Origin of the sequence: Variovorax sp. Varisp36 (assembly GCF_047304235.1) — a bacterium.
Lineage (GTDB): Bacteria > Pseudomonadota > Gammaproteobacteria > Burkholderiales > Burkholderiaceae_C > Variovorax.
On sequence record NZ_JBGLYU010000062.1, the window covers coordinates 16,691 to 37,591 of the forward strand.

Genomic DNA, 20,901 nt, shown 5'->3' on the forward strand with positions numbered 1-20,901 from the left:
CGAACAAAGCTCGACTTGGACACTCTGAAGAAAAGCATTCCGGCGTGGGCAAACAACGCAAAGACAAAATTTTCTAGCGAGGTCGTGCCGAAGTACTGGGGATTCGATGAAGGTATGGGCCGGTCCTCATCTTCGAATCGTGATGTTGTTCGTTCGAACGCCGCGCCCCGACGACGTCGATTCAGCTACTCATCCGGCGACTTCAACCTTGGGTGCCGCGTCCGTGGCACCGCCGGAAATTGGCCTCAGTTCTTTGCGCAGAATTTTCCCCACTGCTGATTTGGGCAGCGATTCGAGGAACGTGATGTGGCGAGGCACCTTGTATGCGGCAAGGAGCTTGCGGCAATGCGCTTCCAACTCTTCCGCCCTCAGCCCAGGTACGCGGCGGACGACGAAGAGATGGGGGGCCTCCGCCGAGCGCTCGTCAGGCACCCCGACGCACGCGCATTCGAGCACGTCCGGGTGCATGGCGACCACGCCTTCGATTTCGTTCGGGTAGACATTGAAGCCAGAGACCAGGATCATGTCCTTCTTCCGGTCGACGATGTACATCAAACCTTGTGCATCCATGGTGACGATGTCGCCGGTCTTGAACCAGCCATCCGGCGTGAAAGACCTGCGCATTTCCTCCTCGCGGTTCCAGTAGCCCGCGAAGACCTGCGGGCCCTTGATCAGCAACTCGCCGGGCGTGCCGAGCGGCACTGGTTCGCCCGCCTCGTCGACGATGAGAACGTCGGTTGACGGCACTGGCGCGCCGATGGTGCCGTTGCGCCCCGGCGCATTGAAGGTAACGCTGGGCGACGTTTCAGTAAGCCCATAGGCCTCGGTGATGGGTGGGCCGCCGGCCGCAACCCACTTGGCTGCAACGGCCGACTGGATCGAGGCGCCGGCGCCGATGACCACGTTGCAGCGGGAGAAGTCGATGCCGGGCAACTCGGGCAACGCCACCAAGGCATTGAACATCGTGTTGACGCCGATCAGCATGTCGAAGGGCGCGCGCTCGAGTTCGGCGCAAAGCGCCTGGGCGTCGCGCGGATTGACGACCAAGCGGTTGTGAGCGCCGCTGGCAAGGGCCGTCAGAGCCATGCCGAGTGGAAAGATGTGATACAGCGGCAACGGCGTTACGATTTCGAAGTTGTCGATGTCGAGTGCCAACCCCAGCCATGACCGCATCTGCAGCGAACTGGCAAGCACGCTGCGGTGTGTCAGGCAAGCGCCCTTGGAAACACCCGTCGTGCCGCCGGTGTACTGCAGAAAAGCCAGGTCGGAGGGGCGCACGTGCTCGCTGGCGAAATCGGCGTCCGGTAGCGCGGCGGTCGCTTCGCGCAAACCGACGACGCGAGGTTCATCGTTCGCAGCTGGCGCACCTGCATCGCCGCCCGTCGCGAACAATGCCTGCTTCACCTGTTGCATCGGCACGGTCATGACATACCGAAGCTGTGTCTGGCCGAGGACCTCGGTGACCACGCCCATGAACGGCTCGGCAGCCACCAGTGCGGACGCCCCCGAATCGGCCAGTTGGTATGCCAGCTCGCGTGCCGTGTAGAGCGGGTTCATGGTCACCCCCACCATGCCCGCGCGCAGGACGGCGGCCAAAGCCACGGGGTAGATGAGGTTGTTGTGCAGCAGAAGGGCGACCCTGTCACCGCGCTTGAGCCCGGCTGCTTGCAGGGACCGCGCGAGCAGCGCCGACGCATGCTCGACCTGCGCGAAGGTCAGCGATTCTCCGGCGCAGGTGACGGCCGTCCTGGTACTGTGCTTCGTGAACGCACGTTCAAGCAAGGTGACGAGGGATTCACTGTCGTCCAGGACGATCTCGCGGGGAAGCCCTGCGGGGTAGGAGGCATGCCAGGGTCGGTGTTCCATGAGTTTTTCCTTCATGCGGTTGGCGGCGACTCAGGACAGGGCTTCGCGAACGAAGTCCATGCGGTCCTGCCCGAAGAACATCTGATCGCCGACGAAGAGCGTGGGTGCACCGAACACTCCGCGCTCGACCGCTTCCTGCGTCGTGGCCTTCAGCGCGGCCTTGATCTCGGCGTCCTGCGTCAGGCGCTCGATCTCGGCGGGATCGAACCCGCCCTCGGCCAGAATGCGGGCCGTGAGCTGCGCATCGTTCAAGTTGAGCGCGTCGATCCAGAGCGCCTTGAACACGCAGCCGAGCAGTTGCTGCAGCTGCTCCGGACGCCGCAACTGGATGCCGGTAACCGCGCGCATGAGGAACAGCGTGATGACCGGGAAGTGCGGATTGCCCTGGAACGGCACGCCATAGCGGCGCGCATGGCGCTCGTAGTCCATCTGTGTATAGCGCCCCTTGACGGGAATGTTGGCCGGCGAGGCGTTGCCCGTGGCCTGGTAGACGCCGCCCAGCAGCATTGGCCGGTAGACGAGGTCGGCGCCATGGCTGGCGCACAGGCGGGGCAACTGCGTCCATGCCAGATAGGACGAGGGGCTGCCGACATCGAAGAAGAAATCAACTGACTTGCGCATTCACGGGCTCCTTTTAGTTAACGAACGTTTGTTTAACGGAAGCTATGTGATTGCCGCGCTCACGTCAACGGGGGTTTCACTGGACTTCCTTCTTGATTGACAAACGAACGTTCATTGATTAACGTGCGATGACTTAACGAACGTTTTTTAAAGGAGAACGCATGGACCCAACAGCCAACCAACGCGGTGTGGCCCTCGTCGTCGGCGCAGGCGACGCCACCGGCAGCGCGATCGGAGCGCGCTTCGCCCGAGAGGGCTACGTCGCGTGCCTGACTCGGCGCTCGGCGGACAAGCTGGAGCCGGCCGTCCAACGCATCCGCGCCGCCGGCGGCCAGGCGTTCGGCTACGGCAGCGATGCGCGCAAGGAGGAAGAGGTCGTCGCCCTCGTCGACCAGATCGAGAAGGAGCACGGCCCGATCGAGGTGATGGTCTTCAACATCGGCGCCAACGTGCCCAGCAGCATCCTGGAGGAGACGGGGCGCAAGTACATGAAGATCTGGGAGATGGCCGCCTTCAGCGCATTCCTGAATGCACGCGAGGTCGCGCGCAGGATGGTCGCGCGGGGACGCGGCACGATTCTCTTCACCGGCGCGACGGCGGGGACTCGCGGTGCAGCGAATTTCGCGGCCTTTGCAGGCGCCAAGCATTCCCTGCGCGCACTGGCCCAGAGCATGGCGCGCGAGCTCGGCCCGCGCGGCATCCACGTGGCGCACATCGTGGTCGACGGCGCCATCGACACGGAGTTCATCCGCAGCAACTTCCCCGAACGCTATGCGCTCAAGGAGCAGGACGGCATCCTGAATCCCGAGCACATCGCGGAGAACTACTGGTACCTGCACACCCAGCCTCGAGACGCCTGGACCTTCGAGATGGACCTGCGCCCCTACATGGAAACCTGGTGAAAGACACATGAAAACACGCATCACTGAACTCTTCGGCATCCGCCACCCGATCATCCAGGGCGGGATGCACTACGTCGGCTTCGCGGAACTCGCCGCGGCGGTCTCCAATGCCGGCGGGCTCGGGCTCATCACGGGCCTGACCCAAAGGACACCCGAGCTCTTGGCCAAGGAGATCGCCCGCTGCCGCGACATGACGGACCAGCCCTTCGGCGTGAACCTCACGTTCCTGCCAACCCTGTCTTCGCCGCCGTACCCGGACTACATCGCGGCCATTGCGGAGGGGGGCGTGCGCATCGTCGAGACGGCGGGGCGCAGCCCCGAGGCCTACATGCCCGCGATCAAGAAGGCCGGCATCAAGGTGATCCACAAGTGCACGTCGGTGCGGCATGCGCTGAAGGCCGAGGCCATCGGCTGCGACGCCGTGAGCGTGGACGGTTTCGAGTGCGGCGGCCACCCGGGCGAGGACGACCTGCCGAACATGATCCTGCTGCCGCGCGCGGCCGAGGAGCTGAAGATCCCGTTCGTGGCCTCCGGCGGCATGGCCGATGCGCGCAGCCTGGTGGCGGCGCTGGCGCTGGGCGCGGAGGGCATGAACATGGGCACGCGCTTCGTGGCCACACAGGAAGCGCCGATCCACCAGAACGTGAAGGACGCCATCGTGGCGGCCACCGAGCTGGACACGCGGCTCGTGATGCGCGGCCTGCGCAACACCGAGCGCGTGCTGACCAATTCATCCGTGGAGCAGCTGATCAGGATCGAGAAGGAAAAGGGCGCCGACCTCAAGTTCGAGGACATCATCGACCAAGTCGCGGGGGTCTATCCGCGCGTGATGTTGCAAGGCGAGATGGATGCCGGCGCCTGGAGCTGTGGCATGGTGGTCGGCCTGATCCGCGACATTCCGACGGTGCAGGAGCTGATCGATCGCATCATGGAAGAGGCCGAGCAGCTGATCGTGCAGCGGCTCGCCGGGTTCCTTGAGCCTGCGCTGGCCTAGCCTTGGGCATCCGCCGGCTCGCTGCGGAGCGGGCCGGCGACTTGCACCCTCTAGGCCAGGTAGCGATCGCGCAGCAACTTCTTGTAAAGCTTGCCGGTCGCGTGCCGGGGAAAGTCGGACTCGAAATCGATGCTTCTCGGCACCTTGAGCGGACCGAGCAACTCGCGGCAGCGTGCCTTCAGCGCCTCGGCGACGGCCGGGCCCGTGAAATCCGGATGCGCCGGCTGGATGATGGCCTTGATCTCTTCGCCGTACTCGTCGTTCGGCACGCCGAAGACCGCGGCATCGGCAACACGGGGATCCTGCAGCAGAACGTCCTCGATCTCTTGCGGGTAGATGTTGACCCCGCCGGAGATGATGACGAAGTCCTTGCGATCCGTCAGGTAGAGGTAGCCTTCGCGATCGAGGTGACCGATGTCGCCGAAGGATCGCCAGCCCTGCGGACTCGTCGCTGCGCGGGTCTTGGCGGGATCGTTCCAATACTCGAACTGGGCATTGCTTTCGAAGTAGATCTGCCCGGTCTCACCCGGCGGCAGCTCACGGCCGGCATCGTCCAGAATGTGCAGGATGCCGTCGGTCGCGCGCCCGACCGAGCCCTTGTGCCGGAGCCATTCGCGGGAGCTGATGGCGGTGGCGCCGATGCCTTCGGTGCCCGAGTAGTACTCATGCAGGACCGGGCCCCACCAGTCGATCATCGCCTGCTTGACGTGCACCGGGCAGGGCGCCGCGCCGTGGACCGCGTGGACCATGGAGGCCGTGCTGTAGCGGCTGCGTACCTCCGCTTCCAGGCGCAGCAGGCGGTGGAACATGGTCGGCACCCAGAGCGAATGGGTGCATCCGAAATGCGCGATGGCGGCGAGTGAACGTTCGGCATCGAACTTCGCCATCACGATGCTGGTGGCGCCTGCATGGATGGCCGCCGACAGGAACCGGTTCGGTGCGCTGTGATACAGCGGCGATGTCGACAGGTAGACCGAAGAGGCGTCGAGCGCGAACGAGCGCGCCACCGCGGCGTTGCGGTTGTCCACCGCATCGAAGGCGCCTTCGAAGGGCGGCTTGCGCACGCCCTTGGGCCGGCCGGTCGTGCCCGATGAATACAGCATCTCGCGGCCTGGCGCGGGCGTGGGCGGCAGGCCGTCCGGCGCAGCGAGAAAGTGCGTCTCCCAGCGTTCCATGGCCGTATCCGCAAAGCCGATGCCGACGCGCCGTGCGCTGCCGAGGTCCAGCGACGAAGCCGTTTCGGCGCTCATGCAGGCCAAGGACACGATGGCGACCGATGCTCCCGAGTCTTTCACGATGTACTCGAAGTCCGCGGCCGACAGCCGCGTCGAGGCGAGCACGTAGTACAGCCCGATGCGCTGCGCGCCGAGCGCAAGAAAGAGCAACGCCGGCGCGTTCTCGATGCACAGCACGATGCAGTCGTTGCGTTTCAGGCCGAGCGACAGCAACGCGTTGGCCGCCCGGTTCGCCTCGCGTTCCAGTTGCTGGAAGCTGAATGCCTCGCCCGATTCGAGAAAGTGCACCGCCAGCTTGCCGGGCGTGGCGGCCGCGAAGCGGCTCAGGTGGTACATGCCCGGGGTTCAGAAAAGATCGACGGCCGGTTCCATCAATGCGGACGAGCCCGCCCGGATCTCGCCGCACAGCGCTGCCGTCTGCGGCAGCAGCCGCTGGAAGTAGAAGCGGGCCGTGGCAATCTTCGACGCATAGATCGGGTCGGTGGAATCGGCGTTCCTGAGCGCCACCTCGGCCATGCGCGCCCAGCTCCAGGCAAGCGCCAGGTGCCCAACCAGGCGCAGATAGGGCGCAGCAGCCGCGCCTGCGGCATGCGGGTCTTGCGCCGAAGTGTCCACCAGTTCGCGGGTGAGCTGCCTGATGTCGGCGACCAGCCCGGCGAGCGGCTGCGCGAACTCGCGCATCGCCTCGCGCGGGCTGCACGCCTCGGCAAATGCGCCGGCCATGTCCAGGAAGACGCCCATCTGCCGGCCCTGGTCGGCCAGCACCTTGCGCCCGAGCAGGTCCATGGCCTGCACGCCGTTCGTGCCCTCGTAGAGGCCCACGATGCGCACGTCGCGCAGGTGCTGCTCCACACCATTCTCGCGGATGTAGCCGTGTCCGCCGAACACCTGCATCGCGAGCAGCGTGCATTCCACCGCGAGGTCGCTCGACAGTGCCTTCACGAGCGGGGTCAAAAGGCCCAGCAGTTCGGCGGTCTCGCTGCGCTTGGCCGCATCGGGATGAAGGCGCTGCAGATCGCTGAGCTGCGCCGCCCACAGCGCCAGAGCGCGCGCGCCCTCGATGTTCGCCTTCTGCGTGAGCAGCATGCGGCGCACATCGGCATGCCCGATGATCGGGTCGGCCACTTCGCTGGACGACCTTGCCCCGCTGGCGCGGCCCTGCAGGCGCTCCTTCGCATAGGCCAGGGCCTTCTGGTAGGCCGCTTCCATCAGGCCGATGGCGATCATGCCCACCAGCACGCGCATGTGGTTCATCTGTACGAACATCCCCGCCAGCCCCTTGTTGGGCGCACCCAGCAGCCAGCCAGTGGCACCGTCGAAGTTGATGGTGCAGGTCGAGTTGCCGTGGATGCCCAGCTTGTGCTCGATGGAGCCGCAGACCACCGCATTGCGCGCGCCGGCCATGCCGCTTGCATCGGGCAGGAACTTGGGAACGATGAACAAAGAGATGCCCTTCACGCCGGGCGGCGCGTCCGGCATGCGCGCGAGCACCAGGTGCATGATGTTCTCGGTCAGGTCCTGCTCGCCGCCCGAGATGAAGATCTTGCTGCCGGTGATGCTGTAGCTGCCATCGGGCTGCGGCACGGCGCGCGTGCGCATCAGGCCCAGGTCGGTGCCCGCATTGGGCTCGGTCAGGCACATGGTTCCGGCCCACTCGCCCGAGGCGATCTTCGGCAGGTAAAGCGCCTTCTGCTCCTCGGAGCCGTTGGCCGCCACGTTCACGTAGGTGGCGTGCGACATGCCAGGGTAGGACGACCACGCCATGTTGGCGCCGCCGAAGACTTCATAGACCGCATTGGCCACGACCGAAGGAAAGCCCTGGCCGCCGAACTCGGGGCTGCACGCCAGGCCAGCCCAGCCGTTCTTGGTGAACTCGTCGTACGCTTTCTTGAAGCCGGGCGGGGTCTGCACCACGCCGGGCGAGGGCATGCTGCACCCGTGCTCGTCGCCGGGCCCGTTGAGCGGTGCGATCACCTCGGATGCGAACTGGCCGGCCGCGGCGAGCACCTGGTCGATGGTTTCGGCGTCGAACTCCGGCTGGCCGCAGGCCTCCAGCAGGGCGGGCACCTGGAGCACCTCGTGGAGCACGAATTGAATGTCCCGCATGGGAGCCTGATAAGTCATCGTGATCTTCCTTGTCTCAAGCCACTTCGAACAGGCCCGCGGCGCCCATGCCGCCGCCGATGCACATCGTCACGACGACGAAGCGTGCGCCGCGCCGCTTGCCTTCGATCAGCGCATGTCCCACCAGCCGCGAGCCGGTCATGCCGTAGGGGTGGCCGATCGTGATGCCGCCGCCGTTGACGTTCAGCTTTTCCGGATCGATGCCCAGGCGGTCGCGCGAGTACAGCACCTGGCAGGCAAAGGCCTCGTTCAGTTCCCAGAGGCCGATGTCGCTCACCTTGAGCCCGTGGGTCTTCAGCAGCTTGGGCACGGCCAGGACCGGGCCGATGCCCATTTCTTCCGGCGCGAGCCCGGCCACCGCGATGCCGCGGTACGTGCCCAGCGCCTTGAGCCCGCGGCGCTCGGCGACCGCGCGCTCCACCAGCACGCAGGCCGATGCGCCATCCGAAAGCTGGCTCGAGTTTCCCGCGGTGATGACACCGCCTTCGATGACCGGCTTGAGCTTGGAGAGGCCTTCTAGCGTGGTGTCGGGGCGGTTGCCTTCATCGCGGTCCAGCGTGACGTCGCGGTAGCTGATCGCGCCTGTCTGCCTGTCGGCCACCGCCATGCTGGCCGTGATCGGCACGATCTCGTCGTCGAACAGGCGGCGCTCCTGGGCCAGCGCGGTGCGGCGTTGGGCTTCCGCGGAATATTCGTCCTGCGCCTCCCGTGAAATGCCGTACTTCTTCGCCACGATCTCGGCCGTGTTCAGCATCGGGATGTAGGCGTGCTGCACGCGCGCGATGAGCAGCGGGTCGGCCTCTTCACCCACCCACTTGACGAACGGGTTCTGCACGGCGGAGATGTTTTCCTGCCCCCCGCCCACGGTCACGTCCATGCCGTCGACGATGATCTGCTTGGCCGCCGTCGCGATGGCCATCAGGCCCGAGGCGCATTGCCGGTCCATGGTCTGGCCCGGCACCGACTGCGGCAGTCCTGCCGCGAGCGCCGCAAGGCGTCCGATGTTCATGCCCGCGGTGCCGGCGGCCATCGCGCTGCCGATGACCACATCCTCCACCTCGCCGGGATTGACGCCCGCCCGCTGCACGGCGTGCTGGATCGCATGGCCCATCAGCGTGGGCGACTTGATGTTGTTCAACGCGCCGCGAAACGCGCGGCCGATGCCCGTGCGCGCGGTAGAAACGATGACAGCTTCTCTCATGGTTCAGACTCCAGGGGGGCGTTAAAAAGGTTGGCGTAGCGGCTCGCCACAACCCTGCGGTTTGCCTTGCGCCATCAACTGGGTCAGTTGGGTCATCGGATGACCCGCTTGACTTTAAATAACGATCGTTTGATAAACGATGGTGAACTATAGATTTGCAGCACGGGCAGCGTCAACACGCTGGAGTGGGTTTGCAGCAGGGAGAAACCCTCGCCCGGAAGGTCGATGAACTGGTAAAATTACGATCGTTTAACAAACGGGCGAAATGCTATGATGGATGCTCCACGATCTGTAGAGGCCTATTCATGCGCTATCCGGCAAATCACAAAGAGGAAACCCGCAAGAAACTGCTCGCGAATGCCCGCGCCATCGCGAAGAAGGGCGGCTTCGGAACCACTGGCGTCGATGAATTGATGGCGAGCATCGGCCTGACCGGCGGTGCCTTCTACGGGCATTTCCCGTCCAAGGAGGCGCTGTTCGCCGAGCTCCTCGAACACGAGATCTCCAACAGCACCGACATGCTGGCCGGAGACCGAGACTCTCCACCCGATCATGTCGCCAAGCGGTTGCGCAGCTACCTGAGTTCGTACCACGCGCTGCACCCTGAAACCGGGTGCGTTCTGCCGGCCCTCGGGCCGGAGATCGCAAGGGCGGGGCCCGAGGTGCGTGCTGCGGTCGAAGACGGATTGAAGCGCCTGCAGAAGAGTTGGAGCTCGCGCATCGGCGACCCGGATGCGGCATGGGCGCTGATTGCCCAGTGCGTCGGCGCACTGGTGCTGTCGCGTGCGGTCGAATCGGAGCGCACCCGCAAGGAAATCCTGGCCTCCAGCCGCCGCTTCATTGACCAGACGCACACATTGGACGAGATCCCCGCAAAGCCGTCCAAAGCATCCTGACAGCCGACACCGATGTTGTCTCGGCGCGCCACTCCTGCAATTGCGCTGATGCAAACGCTTTCTGCACCGCAGGTAAGCGTGGTGGCTGCCGCGGGCCTTCAGCGGTCAGCCTGCACCGACACCAAGGCGCATCAGCTCGCCCGCCTGATCAGGCAGCACTATGACGCGGAACTCGGCAAGGTCGGTCTCAGAATCACGCAGTACCGGCTGTTGACGGAAGTCCTGGCACACGGGCCGGTGCGCCCCTGCGATCTGGCCGAGACGATGTCGCTCTCTCCATCAACGCTGACACGCACTCTCAAGCCCCTCATCTCGACAGGTTGGGTGGATCTTGGACCGGGTACTGACGGGCGCACTCGGAGCGTGCGTATCACCGCTGCGGGCCGCGACAAGTGTGCCGAGGGCATGCCTCACTGGAGCATGGCCCAAGCCAAAGTGCACCAGTTGATTGGGAGCCGAAATGCCAGCGCATTGCATGCGCTCATCGGGGAGTGCTTGATGCGCATTTCAGCAATGGAATGAACGACATCAAACCATGTCCCGGGTTTGCCCCGCACATCGTGCTGCGCGAGGCCGGCCTGAGCGCGGAGATGGTCCGCGTCGACTTCGAGACCAAAACGCTTCCCACCACCGGCCAGAGCTATCTGCCGATCAATCCGATGGGCAAGGTGCCCGCGCTCGAACTCGACGACGGTGCGGTGCTGGTAGCGGACACCCGGGCCTCGACTTTTCCCCCTGGCCGGCAATCGTCCGCTACATGGAATCGACCGCGAAACGCCCCGCCGTTCGCGCCGCGATACTGGCCGAAGGCCTGATCGAAGGCTGATCCACCAAGGCCTGAAGCGACCGCGTTACATCCGGCCTCTCGCAGTCGAATAAACTCCGCCCCGCTTGCAGCTTGTATTCGTGCTGCGCCGCCATAGGCAACATGGCGAAATCAAACCTATCAGGAAACTCAGTTGAACCGCATCGAACTCGTCGAAAAAATCGTCACCGCCCACAACGTCAGCAAGGCAGAAGCCGCGCGCATCCTCGAGACCGTCACGGGCTCGATCGTCGCCGCAGTGAAGAAGGGTGACCCCGTCCAGATCGTCGGCTTCGGCACTTTCAAGCAAGTGGCGCGCGCCGCACGCTCGGGCTTCAACCCCAGCGCCGGCACCAAGATCAAGATCGCCGCACAGAAGGTGCCGAAGTTCGTGCCGGGCGCCGCCTTCAAGGCCGCCGTGGACCCGAAGGCTGCAAAGCGCAAGGCCGACAAGGCCGTGGCCGCGAAGCCCGCAGCGAAGAAGGCCGCCGCACCCGCCAAGAAGGCCGTCGCTGCGAAGAAGAAGTAAGAACCGGCTGTGATGCACCGCAGCCTTGCGCTGCGGATGCAGAACAATGAAGAACGGCCCCTCGGGGCCGTTTTTCATGGGCGGTGCGCATGCGCATCGCTTCAGTCGGTCTGGATCACGCCCTCGCTCAGGTAGCGCTGGTATTCGGCAAGCGGAATGGCCGTCGTCTGAATGTTGCCGGCATCGCCCCAACTGATGACCGCGCTGTCGGGTGCCAGCTCGACCTCGATCGGTCCTTGGGGAATGAGGATCAGGGGGCCGTCGCCGGCCCGGTATTCGACATTTCCTGTGACTTTCGCGTTCGCTGCCATGGGTTCGTTCCTCGGGATGTTTGGGGAATGCGGGAGGCGGACCTCGAGCGTATCGGATCCGGCTCGGCTCGGGGTCATCGCGGCGCCGCGATGCGTGTAGGCGGGGCGGCCGTCACACCGGCGTCACGCGTGGCGTGGCACGCTCGCGCCTCGAAATGACGAATCCCCTCGGCAGAATTCTTGCGGCGTCGATCGCCTGTCTCGCGATCCTGGCGGCCGCCGTCGCGTGGCACCCGACTGCCGGCAGCAACGCTCAGGTCCGCATGGCTGATGCAGCTCCCCCGTCGCTGGAAATCCGCTGGCATGGCGGCGGCATCGTGCTGCAAGGCGCGGTGCAGGACGCCGCCACGCAGCAAACGCTTGCCGAGGGCGCGGCCGCGCGCCTGGGCGGCGAGAGCGACCAGGTGACCGACTGGCTCGACATCACGCCCACGGCGCTGCCCGTGGCCGACGCAGCGTCGCTCGCGCGGCTCATCAGCCTCGGGCAGGAGGGCTGGCACCTGCAGCGCGGGCCGACCGGAGGCTGGCTCGCAGTGCAGTCGCTGACCGACGAGCGCAGCGTGCAGGCGAGGGCGCTGCTGCAGGCCGCCTTCGGCCCCGGGGTCGCGGTGCGCCTCGTGCCGTTGCCCTGAGCGGCCGATCCCCTTGCGCAGCCGAGGGGCCTTCACGGTCTCGTCATGTGCCGTCTCCAGCATCGGCTGCATTCCAAAACAGAGGAGAGGTCCATGCATCCATCGTTGAAGCACCTTGCCGTCGCGGGCGTGGTGGCCGCCACCCTGGCCTCCTGCGGAGGCAGCGGCAGTTCGAACAATTTCGTTCCTTTCGTGCCGCCACCCGCGGCCAGCAATCCGCCTGCGCCGGCACCGGCGCCCGCACCTGCCGTGCCCGGCACCGTGGACGTGAAGCTCATTGCCTTTAACGACCTGCACGGCAACCTCGAACCGCCGAAGCTGTCGATCAACGCGCCCGCCAAGGGCGGCGGCACGGTGCCGGTGCCGGCCGGCGGCGCGGCTTACCTGGCCTCGGCCATCGCTTCGCTCAAGGAGAAGAATCCGAACAACGCGGTGGTGTCGGCCGGCGACATGATCGGCGCCTCGCCGCTGGTGTCGGCGCTGTTCCTCGACGAGTCGACCATCGAGGCCGTGAACGCGATGAAGATCGATTTCAACGCGGTCGGCAACCACGAGTTCGACAAGGGCCAGACCGAACTGCTGCGCATGAAGAACGGTGGCTGCGCGAAGAACACCGCGCTCGAACCCTGCCGCGTGAACAAGAATTTCCCGGGCGCCAACTTCGGCTTCCTCGCGGCCAACACCGTGAAGGGCGACGGCAACACGTTGTTCCCCGCCACCGGCATGAAGACCTTCACGAAGGACGGTGCCACGGTGAAGGTGGCATTCATCGGCATGACGCTGAAGGGCACGCCGAACATCGTCACGCCCGCCGGCGTCGCTGGCCTGAGCTTCAAGGACGAGGCTGACACCGCCAACGCGCTGATCCCGCAGCTGAAGGCGCAGGGCGCGGATGCCGTCGTCGTCGTGGTCCACGAGGGCGGCACCACCACCGTGGGCTACAACGACAAGAGCTGCGCCGGCCTGAGCGGCGACATCCTGCCGATCCTGAACAAGCTCGACACCGCGGTGGACGTCGTGATCTCGGGCCACACGCACCGCTCGTACGTGTGCGACTACGGCAAGACCAACCCGGCCAAGCCCTTCCTGCTGACCAGCGCCGGCCAGTACGGCACGCTGCTGACGGACATCAACATCACCATCGACACCCGCACCCGCAAGGTCACGGCCAAGGCGGCTGACAACGTGATCGTGCAGGGCGAGTCCTACACCAGCGGCGCCACTACCGTCGCGCTGACCGACCAGTACCCCGCCTTCGGCAAGAACCAGGAAGTGGCCGCGCTCATCGGCCAGTACCTCGCCATCGCGGGGCCGCTGGTGCAGCGCGTGGTGGGATCGCTCACCGCGACGGCCACGCGCACGCAGACCGCGTCGAGGGAAAGCGTGCTGGGCAACCTGATCGCCGACGCGCAGCTCGCAGCCACGAGCCCGGCCGGCAAGGGCGCCGCGCAGATCGCCTTCATGAACCCGGGCGGCGTGCGCGCCGACCTCGCACCAGCCGGCGACGGCAGCGTGACCTACGGCCAGATCTTCGCGGTGCAGCCATTCGGCAACAGCCTGGTGGTGAAGACCATGACCGGCGCGCAGATCAAGGCGGTGCTGGAGCAGCAGTTCAATAGCGGTTCCAACACGGTGGCCTCGCCCAAGGTGCTGCTGCCGTCGGCCAGCCTGAGCTACAGCTACAGCCTCTCGGCGCCTGCCGGTTCGCGCATCGGCAACATGGCGCTCAACGGCACCGCGATGGCCGACGCCACCACCTACCGCGTGACGATGAACAGCTTCCTGGCCACCGGCGGCGACAACTTCACCGTCTTCAACCAGGGCACCGACGCGCTCGGCGGCGACCAGGACGTGGACGCCCTGGAGGCCTACATCAAGGCGAACAGTCCGCTGGCGCCGCCGGCAACCGGCCGCATCACTGTTCTGCCCTGAGCGGACGCTGGCGAGAAGGGGGGCACCGTTCGCCGACACCGTGACTTCGCGTAGGCCGATGTCGCAAGCCGGATTTGCCCCTCTTTGGCGGATTTAGCATGGAACTTGTCTGCCGCCGACGGCAGAGCTTTGTTTGCCGATCCATGTTTTTTTGCAAAGGAATCCGCCATGAAAACCATGAATCTCCGCACGCTGGCGCTTTCGTCCGCCGTGGCGGCGTGCAGCCTGGCTTTTGTCGGGTGCACCACCACGCGGCCGCAGGATCAGGCCAGCAGCGCGTCTTCGCGCACTTCCATCGACGCCCAGGTCGATGCCTCGCTGTCCAAGCTGTATGACTCCGTGAAGGGCTCGCGCGATCTGGTCGCCAGGTCGAGCGGGGTGCTGGTGTTTCCCGCCGTGGTGGGTGCCAGCATGGGCGTGGGCGCCGAGTATGGCCGAGGCGCGTTGCGCGTGAACGGTCGCACGCAGTCCTACTACAGCACCACCGCCGGATCGGTGGGCTTCCAGGCAGGTGCGCAGTCGAAGGCGGTGATCTACGTGTTCACCACGCAGGCGGCGCTGGACAAGTTCCGCAGCAGCAAGGGCTGGACGGCAGGTGCCGACGCTACGGTGGCGCTCGCGACCATCGGGGCCAACGGCAGCATCGACACGAACACGCTGCGCCAGCCCGTGGTGGGCTTCGTGATGACGAACGTCGGGTTGGAAGCCGGCGTCTCGCTGTCGGGCGCGAAGATCAGCGAGATCCAGCTGTAGGAAAACGCGTCGGCCGGCCTCTGCAGGCCGATGCGCTCAATGGCCGAGCTGCGCCCGCAGTTCGGCCACCTGCCGGCGCAGGGTTTCGTTCTCGGCCGTGAGTTCGGCCACGCGCTGCTGCAGCGCCTGTACCGTGTCAGGCGCGTCGTGCGTATCCGCTTCGGCGGACTCTTCTCGCGGCTTCTTCTTCGACTCGCGCACGCGCTTGGCGGCCTGCTTGAGCTCGTCCTTGCCGGCGTTCGCGGCCGAGATCTGCTCCTCGGCCGGCAGCGTGGCGACCGCGGCCGCGGTGTTGATCGAGATCACGCCCGACTTCACGGCCGCCACCAGTTCCGGCGCGGCCTGCTTCTGGATCTTCTCGATCATGCCCACCTGGCTGCTGCTCAGCCGCGCGGCGCGGGCGATGGCTTCGCGGCTGTTCAGCGGGGCGGGTGGGGGCATGGGAGCGCCGTCGGCGGACGGATCGACGTCGAACGGCGGGTCGGACGGATCGTGCGTGGCGTCCGGCGGCGAAGCCGGCTGCGCCACCGCGCGGGTGCGCTGCTGATCGACGATGTCCTTCTTGCGCAGCGCGAGCACGCCGCGCAGGAAGTCGGAGATGCTGCGCCTGCCCAGGTGCTGGTCGATCATCCAGAGGTGCACGTCGTCGATGCTCTTGAAGCGCGTGTTCTGCACCGTCTGGAAGGGCAGCCCGTGCTTCTGGCAGATGCCGTAGCGGTTGTGGCCATCCACCAGCACATCGCCCCACAGCACTAGCGCGTCGCGGCAGCCCTCGGCGAGGATGCTGCGTTCGAGGGCTTCGTGTTCCTCCGGCGTCAGGGGGTCGATATAGGCTTTGAGGTCTTCGTTGACGACGATGTTCATGGGCAGGGGGACGCGGCGGGAAAAGCGAGCAAAGGGGCGGGATTTTAGATGTCTCTGTTTGGTGCGCCCAAACGTCTATGGAAGTGAGGGCACATCGCAAATCTTGGGTGTCGCTCCTTCCATAAATAGTAATGATTCTTATTTAAATATGCAGCCCATGTCTTCGCCCGAGTCATCGTTGGGAGATGTCTTCGTCGCCAACCGGGCCCAGCTCTGGCACGTTGCCCGCAGGATCGTGCGCACCACCGACCTCGCGGACGACGTGGTGCAGGATGCCTACCTCCGCATCGCCGACGGCGCCTGCCGCAAGATCGACAAGCCCATGGGCTACTGCTGCCAGGTGGTACGCAACCTGGCGCTCGACCATTGCCGCCGCCAGTCGCTCGAAGCCACCTACCGCACCTTCGACATCGATGTCGAGACATTGGACGTGCCCGGGCCGTCTTCGCCGGACTGCCTGATGCGTGACCGCCAGGTCGTCGGCCTGATCGAGCAGGCGCTGTCGCGGCTTCCCGCGAGAACGCGCGCGGCGTTCCAGCTCTACCGCCTCGAAGGCCTCACGCAGCGCGGCATCGCGGTGCAGCTGGGCTGCGCGCTCGGGCTCGTGAACCGGCTCATCGCCGAGGCCGACGAAGCCGTCGGCGCCATGCGCCACCTGATCAACGATTGACGCGTACGACACCCCGGGGGAGTGAACAGATTCGCTCCCGAACCGTCATGTTGATCAGAAGCGCAGCAATCGACCGCCCGCCGGTCGGGTTGCCCGCCCGCTTTCCTGCCGCTTCCCCGATAACCGCACAAGGACGCACCATGTCTACCAGCTGCTTCGACCGCGAAGACGAAACCTTCATCGTCCTGGTCAACCACGAAGACCAATACTCCATCTGGCCGCATTGGAAGGCCGTGCCCAGCGGCTGGATGGCCGTCGACGGCGTCAAGGGCGACAAGAAGACGGCGCTCGACTACGTCGAGAAGAACTGGACCGACATGCGTCCGAAGTCGCTGCGCGACTGGATGGCGGCGCAAGAGGATGCGCCTTCCGCGCTCTGATGGCTGTGCCGGCGAGGGTGTCGCTGCTGTGCCTGCCGTGCGCGGGCGCCAGCGCAATGATGTACCTGCGCTGGCGGCCCCTGCTGCCGCGCTGGATCGAGATCGTGCCCGTCGAGCTGCCGGGCCGAGGCATGCGCATGGGCGAGTGCTTCGTCGAAAGCTTCGACGCCCAGGTCGCGCGCATCTGCGCCGAACGGGCCGATGCGATGCAGGGCAGCTTCATGCTCTTCGGCCACAGCATGGGTGCGTTGCTGGCCTACGGCGTTGCGCAGCGGCTTCGCGCGCTGGGCCGGCCGTTGCCGCGGGCCTTGCTCGCATCGGGCAGTTCGGCGCCGTCGCAGCGCGATCCCGGCCGCTTGCCCGGCGCGCACGACGACGCCGCGCTGACCGCCGAGCTGCGCAAGCAGGGCGGCACTCCCGAAGAGGTGTTCGCCAGCGCCGAGCTGATGCGCATCACCCTCGACACGCTGGGCGCGGACTACCGCGTCTGCCGGAGCTTCGCGTACGCGGCGGATGCGCCGCTGCCGATGCCCCTGCATGTCTTTGCGGGCCGCCGGGACGACATCGACGCCCTGCGCATGGAGGCGTGGTCGGCGCATGCCGGCGACGCGTTCACGCTCGACTGGTTCGACGGCGGCCATTTCTTCATCCGCCAGCGCGAGGCCGCCTTCCTCGATGCATTGACGCGGCGCGTGGGCCAGGCCATGGCCGGAGGACGGCATGCACCCCATGCAGTTGCATGACGCCTTGCCCGAACGCAGCCGGCCCGACGCCGGCTGCGCCCTTTCCGACTATCTGGAGTGAGCGAGATGGCACGCACAACGACAACCGCGGTGGCACCGAACCAGGGGCACCCCGAATCCGCGAACTTCGTGGAACACCTGCGGGCATTGGCGCGGGCGCGGCCCGACGACGTCTGGCTCACGGTGGCCGGAGAAGCGAACGGCGCCTGCTTCGAGAAGCCCTTCAGCTACGCAGTCTTCGAGACGCGCGTGCGTGCGCTGGCGGTGCGCCTGCAACAGCAGTTTGCGAAAGGCGACCGCGCCCTCGTCATGCTGGACAACGACGACCACTACGCCGTGAGCATGCTGGCGTGCTTCTATGCCGGTGTGATCGCCGTGCCCGTGTTTCCGCCTGAATCCATGCGGCCCCAGCATCTCGCGCGCCTCGCGGGCATTGCGGACGATTCGCAGGCCCGCTGCATCCTCACCTCGTCGGCGATGCAGGCTGCAATGGGGCGTGCCGCAGAGTCGTTCGCGCAGGCGTCGACGATCGCCGTGGACGCGGTGGACAACGATCTCGCCGACGCATGGACCCCGTTCTCGCCGGCGCAGGACGACCCCGCATTCCTGCAATACACCTCGGGCTCGACCTCCGCGCCCAAGGGCGTGATCGTGACGCACGGCAACCTCATGGCCAACGAGCGCGCCATCCGCGAGGGCATGGGCATCGGGCCGGACGACAAGTTCGTGTCGTGGGCGCCGCTGTATCACGACATGGGCCTGATCGGCGGCCTCATGCAGCCGCTCTACAGCGGCATTCCGCTCGTGCTGACCTCGCCGCGCTATTTCCTCGAAAGCCCGGTGCGCTGGCTCGAACTCATCTCGCGCCACCGCGCCACGCTGAGCGGCGGCCCCGACTTCGCCTACCGCCTGTGCCTCGACCGCGTGAAGGGATCGCGGCTCGCGGGCCTCGACCTGTCGAGCTGGCGCGTGGCCTACACCGGCGCCGAGCCCGTGCGCGCCGACACCGAAGCCGAATTCATCGAGCGGTTCGCGCCCGTGGGCTTCAACCCCCGCGCGGCATACCCCTGCTACGGCCTGGCCGAGGCGACCCTGTTCGTCACTGGTGGACAACGCGGCGGTGGATTGGTCGCGCGCAGCTTCTCAAGCAGCGCGCTCGCAAGAGGCGAGGGCGTCGAGAGCGCGGAAGGCACCCTGCTGGTCGGCTGCGGCGCCGCGCCTGAAGGCCACCAGGTGCGCATCACCGACACCGCCTCGCTGGCCGCGCTCGGCACGGGCCGCGTCGGCGAGATCTGGGCCAGCGGAGCGAGCATCTGCGCCGGCTACTGGGGCAAGCCCGCCGAAACCCGCGAGACCTTCGCCGAGCATGAAGGCCGGCGCTGGCTGCGCACCGGCGACCTCGGCTTCCAGCACGAGGGGCAGCTCTACGTCACGGGCCGCATCAAGGACTTGATCATCGTCCGCGGCCACAACATCTACCCGCAGGACATCGAGCGCACCATCGAAGCCGAGGTCGAGGCCGTGCGCAAGGGCCGCGTCGCCGCGTTCGCGGTGGCGGGGCCGCAAGGCGAGGGCATCGGCGTGGCGGCCGAGGTGTCGCGCAGCATGCAGAAGCTGGTGGCGCCAGATGTGCTCGTCGAGGTGCTCGGCGCCGCCGTGAGCGAGGTGTTCGGCGAAGCGCCGGCCGCCGTGGTGCTGCTGAACCCCGGCGCGCTGCCCAAGACCTCCAGCGGCAAGCTCCAGCGCCAGGCGTGCCGCGCGGGGCTCGCGGCGCGCAGCCTCGATGCCTACGCGATCCACGAGCATGGGGCCTTCACGCTCGGCGGCAGCGGTGCGCCGGTGCCGGCCGAGGCACCGGTGCTCGACGATGTCGCGCAGGCGGTGGCGGCCATCTGGCGCGAAGTGCTCGGGTGGCCCGAAGGGCGCACGCTGGCGCACGACGCTCACTTCTTCACTTCGGGCGGCAATTCGCTCGCGGCGGTGCAGGCGGCCGCGCGCATCGCGCGGCGCTGGAACATCGAGTTCGGCATTCGCGACCTGTTCGAACAGCCCCGGCTGAACGCCTGTGCGGATGCAGTGCGCAGCCGCAATGCGAACCCGGTCTCTGCTGCGCCCGGCGCGGCCATCGAACCGCTGTCCGCCGAGCGCCGGCTGCAGCCATTGCCGCTGTCGCATGCGCAGGAACGCCAGTGGTTCCTGTGGAGGCTCTCGCCGCAAAGCACCGCGTATCACATGAGCGGTGCGCTTCGCCTGTCGGGCGCGCTGGACGCCGCAGCGATGCACGCCGCATTCGAAGACATCGCCGCGCGCCACGAGTCGCTGCGCACGGTGTTCCTCGCCGGCGCGGACGGCTCAGCCGAACAGCTGATCAGTCCGTCGTGGGAGCCGTTGTTGAGCCTTGTCGACCTGCGCCACCTCTCGCCCGGCGAACGCGAAGCGCGCGCCGCCGGGGAAGCGAGGCGCCTTCACGCCACGCCCTTCGACCTGACGCAGGGGCCGCTGCTGCGCGTGGCGCTGGTGCGCCTGTCGGACACGTCGCACCTGCTCGTGGTGGTGATGCATCACATCATTTCGGACAGCGCGTCGATGCAGGTGCTGCTCGACGAACTCGCGGCCGGCTACGCCGCACGGCTGCAGGGCGATACGCAGCGCCGTGCCGGCGCGCGCGTCCAGTACGTGGACCATGCCGTGTGGCAGCGCGGCTGGCTGGCCGCTGGTGAAGCCGAACGGCAGTTGGCCTGGTGGCGCGAGCAGCTCGGCGACGAGCACCCTGTGCTGGCATTGCCGACCGACCGTCCTCGCACCGCGCAGGTCGGCTACAGCGCAGCGCGGCACAGAGTCGATGTGCCCGCCGCGCTGCTGGCCGGCCTGCGCCAATCCGCGGCGTCCGAAGGCGCGACGCTCTTCATGGTGCTGCTGGCCGGGTTCCAGGCGCTGCTGCATCGCTACACCGGGCTCGAGGACATCCGCGTCGGCGCGCCGGTGGCCAACCGCAGCAGGGTCGAGGCCGAAAGCGTCATCGGCTTCTTCGTCAACACGCTGGTGCTGCGCAACCCGATCGGCGCGCGCATGCGCCTGTCGCAGGTCGTCGCGCAGGCCCGGGAGGCGGTGCTGGGCGCGCAGACGCACCAGGACCTGCCTTTCGAGCAACTGGTCGAGGTGCTGCAGCCGCAGCGCAGCCTGGGCCAGAGCCCGCTGTTCCAGGTGATGTTCAATCACCTGGCCGAAGACTACCGGGCGCTGGCGCAATTGCCGGGGCTCGAAGTGGCGCACTACGCACTGCCCGATGGAGAGGCGCAATTCGAGCTGGTGCTCGAAGCGCGCGAGACGCCCGATGGCAAGTTGACGCTGGGCTTCGTCTACGCTGCGCAGTTGTTCGACCGTGAGACGGTCGAGCGGATGGCTGGGCACTATGTGGCGGTGCTGCATGCGCTGGCCTGGCG

19 protein-coding genes and 1 pseudogene are annotated in these 20,901 nt (G+C 66.6%); 13 read left to right on the top strand and 7 right to left on the bottom strand.

Going from position 1 to position 20,901, the window contains the following annotated elements; translation table 11 throughout:
- Positions 1–189: 189 nt before the first annotated feature.
- Positions 190–1,881, bottom strand: coding sequence for an AMP-binding protein (locus tag ACCD11_RS26110; RefSeq protein ID WP_413316047.1), 1,692 nt, complete (start codon positions 1,879–1,881; stop codon positions 190–192).
- Between the two features lie 15 nt (positions 1,882–1,896).
- Positions 1,897–2,487: a 2-hydroxychromene-2-carboxylate isomerase gene (locus ACCD11_RS26115; RefSeq protein WP_413316048.1), complete on the bottom strand. Its 591-nt coding sequence runs from the start codon at positions 2,485–2,487 to the stop codon at positions 1,897–1,899.
- A 161-nt stretch (positions 2,488–2,648) separates the two neighbouring features.
- Between ACCD11_RS26115 and ACCD11_RS26120 the strand changes: the two genes are divergently transcribed.
- Entirely contained in the window at positions 2,649–3,389 is a 741-nt protein-coding gene (locus tag ACCD11_RS26120) for an SDR family oxidoreductase (protein WP_413316049.1), read from the top strand.
- A 7-nt stretch (positions 3,390–3,396) separates the two neighbouring features.
- A complete protein-coding gene (locus ACCD11_RS26125; RefSeq protein ID WP_413316050.1) occupies positions 3,397–4,383 on the top strand; it encodes an NAD(P)H-dependent flavin oxidoreductase in 987 nt (328 codons plus the stop codon).
- 50 nt (positions 4,384–4,433) lie between these two features.
- Here ACCD11_RS26125 and ACCD11_RS26130 read toward each other — a convergent pair whose 3' ends face one another.
- From ACCD11_RS26130 to ACCD11_RS26140, 3 genes are read right to left on the bottom strand one after another with little or no spacing between them, the layout of a single operon-like run.
- Positions 4,434–5,954 (bottom strand): AMP-binding protein, encoded by a 1,521-nt coding sequence (locus ACCD11_RS26130; protein ID WP_413316051.1) that lies wholly within the window; start codon positions 5,952–5,954, stop codon positions 4,434–4,436.
- A gap of 9 nt (positions 5,955–5,963) precedes the next feature.
- Positions 5,964–7,742 carry an acyl-CoA dehydrogenase C-terminal domain-containing protein gene (locus ACCD11_RS26135; protein ID WP_413316052.1) on the bottom strand — a complete coding sequence of 593 codons (1,779 nt, stop codon included), beginning with the start codon at positions 7,740–7,742 and terminating at the stop codon, positions 5,964–5,966.
- A 16-nt stretch (positions 7,743–7,758) separates the two neighbouring features.
- Positions 7,759–8,943 (bottom strand): acetyl-CoA C-acyltransferase, encoded by a 1,185-nt coding sequence (locus ACCD11_RS26140; protein ID WP_413316053.1) that lies wholly within the window; start codon positions 8,941–8,943, stop codon positions 7,759–7,761.
- Between the two features lie 305 nt (positions 8,944–9,248).
- Here ACCD11_RS26140 and ACCD11_RS26145 point away from each other — a divergent pair, with 305 nt between their 5' ends.
- From ACCD11_RS26145 to ACCD11_RS26160, 4 genes and pseudogenes are all read left to right on the top strand, one after another.
- Positions 9,249–9,839, top strand: a complete 591-nt coding sequence (locus ACCD11_RS26145; RefSeq protein WP_413316054.1) for a TetR/AcrR family transcriptional regulator — start codon at positions 9,249–9,251, stop codon at positions 9,837–9,839.
- A gap of 48 nt (positions 9,840–9,887) precedes the next feature.
- Positions 9,888–10,361, top strand: coding sequence for a MarR family winged helix-turn-helix transcriptional regulator (locus ACCD11_RS26150; RefSeq protein ID WP_413316055.1), 474 nt, complete (start codon positions 9,888–9,890; stop codon positions 10,359–10,361).
- On the top strand, positions 10,358–10,654 hold the full coding sequence (locus ACCD11_RS26155) for a glutathione S-transferase N-terminal domain-containing protein (RefSeq protein WP_413316056.1): 297 nt from the start codon (positions 10,358–10,360) through the stop codon (positions 10,652–10,654). Before ACCD11_RS26150 ends, ACCD11_RS26155 begins: the two co-directional genes overlap by 4 nt.
- Positions 10,655–10,792: 138 nt before the next feature.
- A pseudogene (locus ACCD11_RS26160) lies at positions 10,793–11,173 on the top strand (HU family DNA-binding protein); the annotation flags it as partial.
- 101 nt (positions 11,174–11,274) lie between these two features.
- Here the strand turns inward: ACCD11_RS26160 and ACCD11_RS26165 are convergent.
- Positions 11,275–11,484, bottom strand: a complete 210-nt coding sequence (locus tag ACCD11_RS26165; protein WP_056589843.1) for a hypothetical protein — start codon at positions 11,482–11,484, stop codon at positions 11,275–11,277.
- Between the two features lie 155 nt (positions 11,485–11,639).
- On the opposite strand from ACCD11_RS26165, the gene ACCD11_RS26170 reads away from it, so the two are divergent.
- From ACCD11_RS26170 to ACCD11_RS26180, 3 genes are all read left to right on the top strand, one after another.
- Complete coding sequence (locus tag ACCD11_RS26170) at positions 11,640–12,116, top strand: hypothetical protein (RefSeq protein WP_413316057.1); 477 nt, start codon at positions 11,640–11,642, stop codon at positions 12,114–12,116.
- Positions 12,117–12,209: 93 nt separating this feature from the next.
- Entirely contained in the window at positions 12,210–14,048 is a 1,839-nt protein-coding gene (locus tag ACCD11_RS26175) for a bifunctional metallophosphatase/5'-nucleotidase (protein ID WP_413316058.1), read from the top strand.
- A 168-nt stretch (positions 14,049–14,216) separates the two neighbouring features.
- Complete coding sequence (locus ACCD11_RS26180; protein ID WP_007833372.1) at positions 14,217–14,801, top strand: YSC84-related protein; 585 nt, start codon at positions 14,217–14,219, stop codon at positions 14,799–14,801.
- A 36-nt stretch (positions 14,802–14,837) separates the two neighbouring features.
- Here the strand turns inward: ACCD11_RS26180 and ACCD11_RS26185 are convergent, their stop codons facing one another.
- Positions 14,838–15,665, bottom strand: coding sequence for a plasmid replication/partition related protein (locus ACCD11_RS26185; RefSeq protein ID WP_413316059.1), 828 nt, complete (start codon positions 15,663–15,665; stop codon positions 14,838–14,840).
- Between the two features lie 157 nt (positions 15,666–15,822).
- Between ACCD11_RS26185 and ACCD11_RS26190 the strand changes: the two genes are divergently transcribed.
- From ACCD11_RS26190 to ACCD11_RS26205, 4 genes are all read left to right on the top strand, one after another.
- Positions 15,823–16,335: a sigma-70 family RNA polymerase sigma factor gene (locus ACCD11_RS26190; protein WP_413316060.1), complete on the top strand. Its 513-nt coding sequence runs from the start codon at positions 15,823–15,825 to the stop codon at positions 16,333–16,335.
- Between the two features lie 140 nt (positions 16,336–16,475).
- The gene (locus ACCD11_RS26195; RefSeq protein WP_413316061.1) at positions 16,476–16,715 is read left to right on the top strand and encodes an MbtH family protein; all 240 of its coding nucleotides are present in this window, start codon (positions 16,476–16,478) and stop codon (positions 16,713–16,715) included.
- Positions 16,715–17,458 carry a thioesterase II family protein gene (locus ACCD11_RS26200; protein ID WP_413316062.1) on the top strand — a complete coding sequence of 248 codons (744 nt, stop codon included), beginning with the start codon at positions 16,715–16,717 and terminating at the stop codon, positions 17,456–17,458. The genes ACCD11_RS26195 and ACCD11_RS26200 overlap by 1 nt, the downstream gene beginning before the upstream one ends.
- A 66-nt stretch (positions 17,459–17,524) precedes the next feature.
- Positions 17,525–20,901 (top strand): condensation domain-containing protein (locus ACCD11_RS26205; protein ID WP_413316063.1); only part of this gene is annotated, 3,377 nt, incomplete at its 3' end.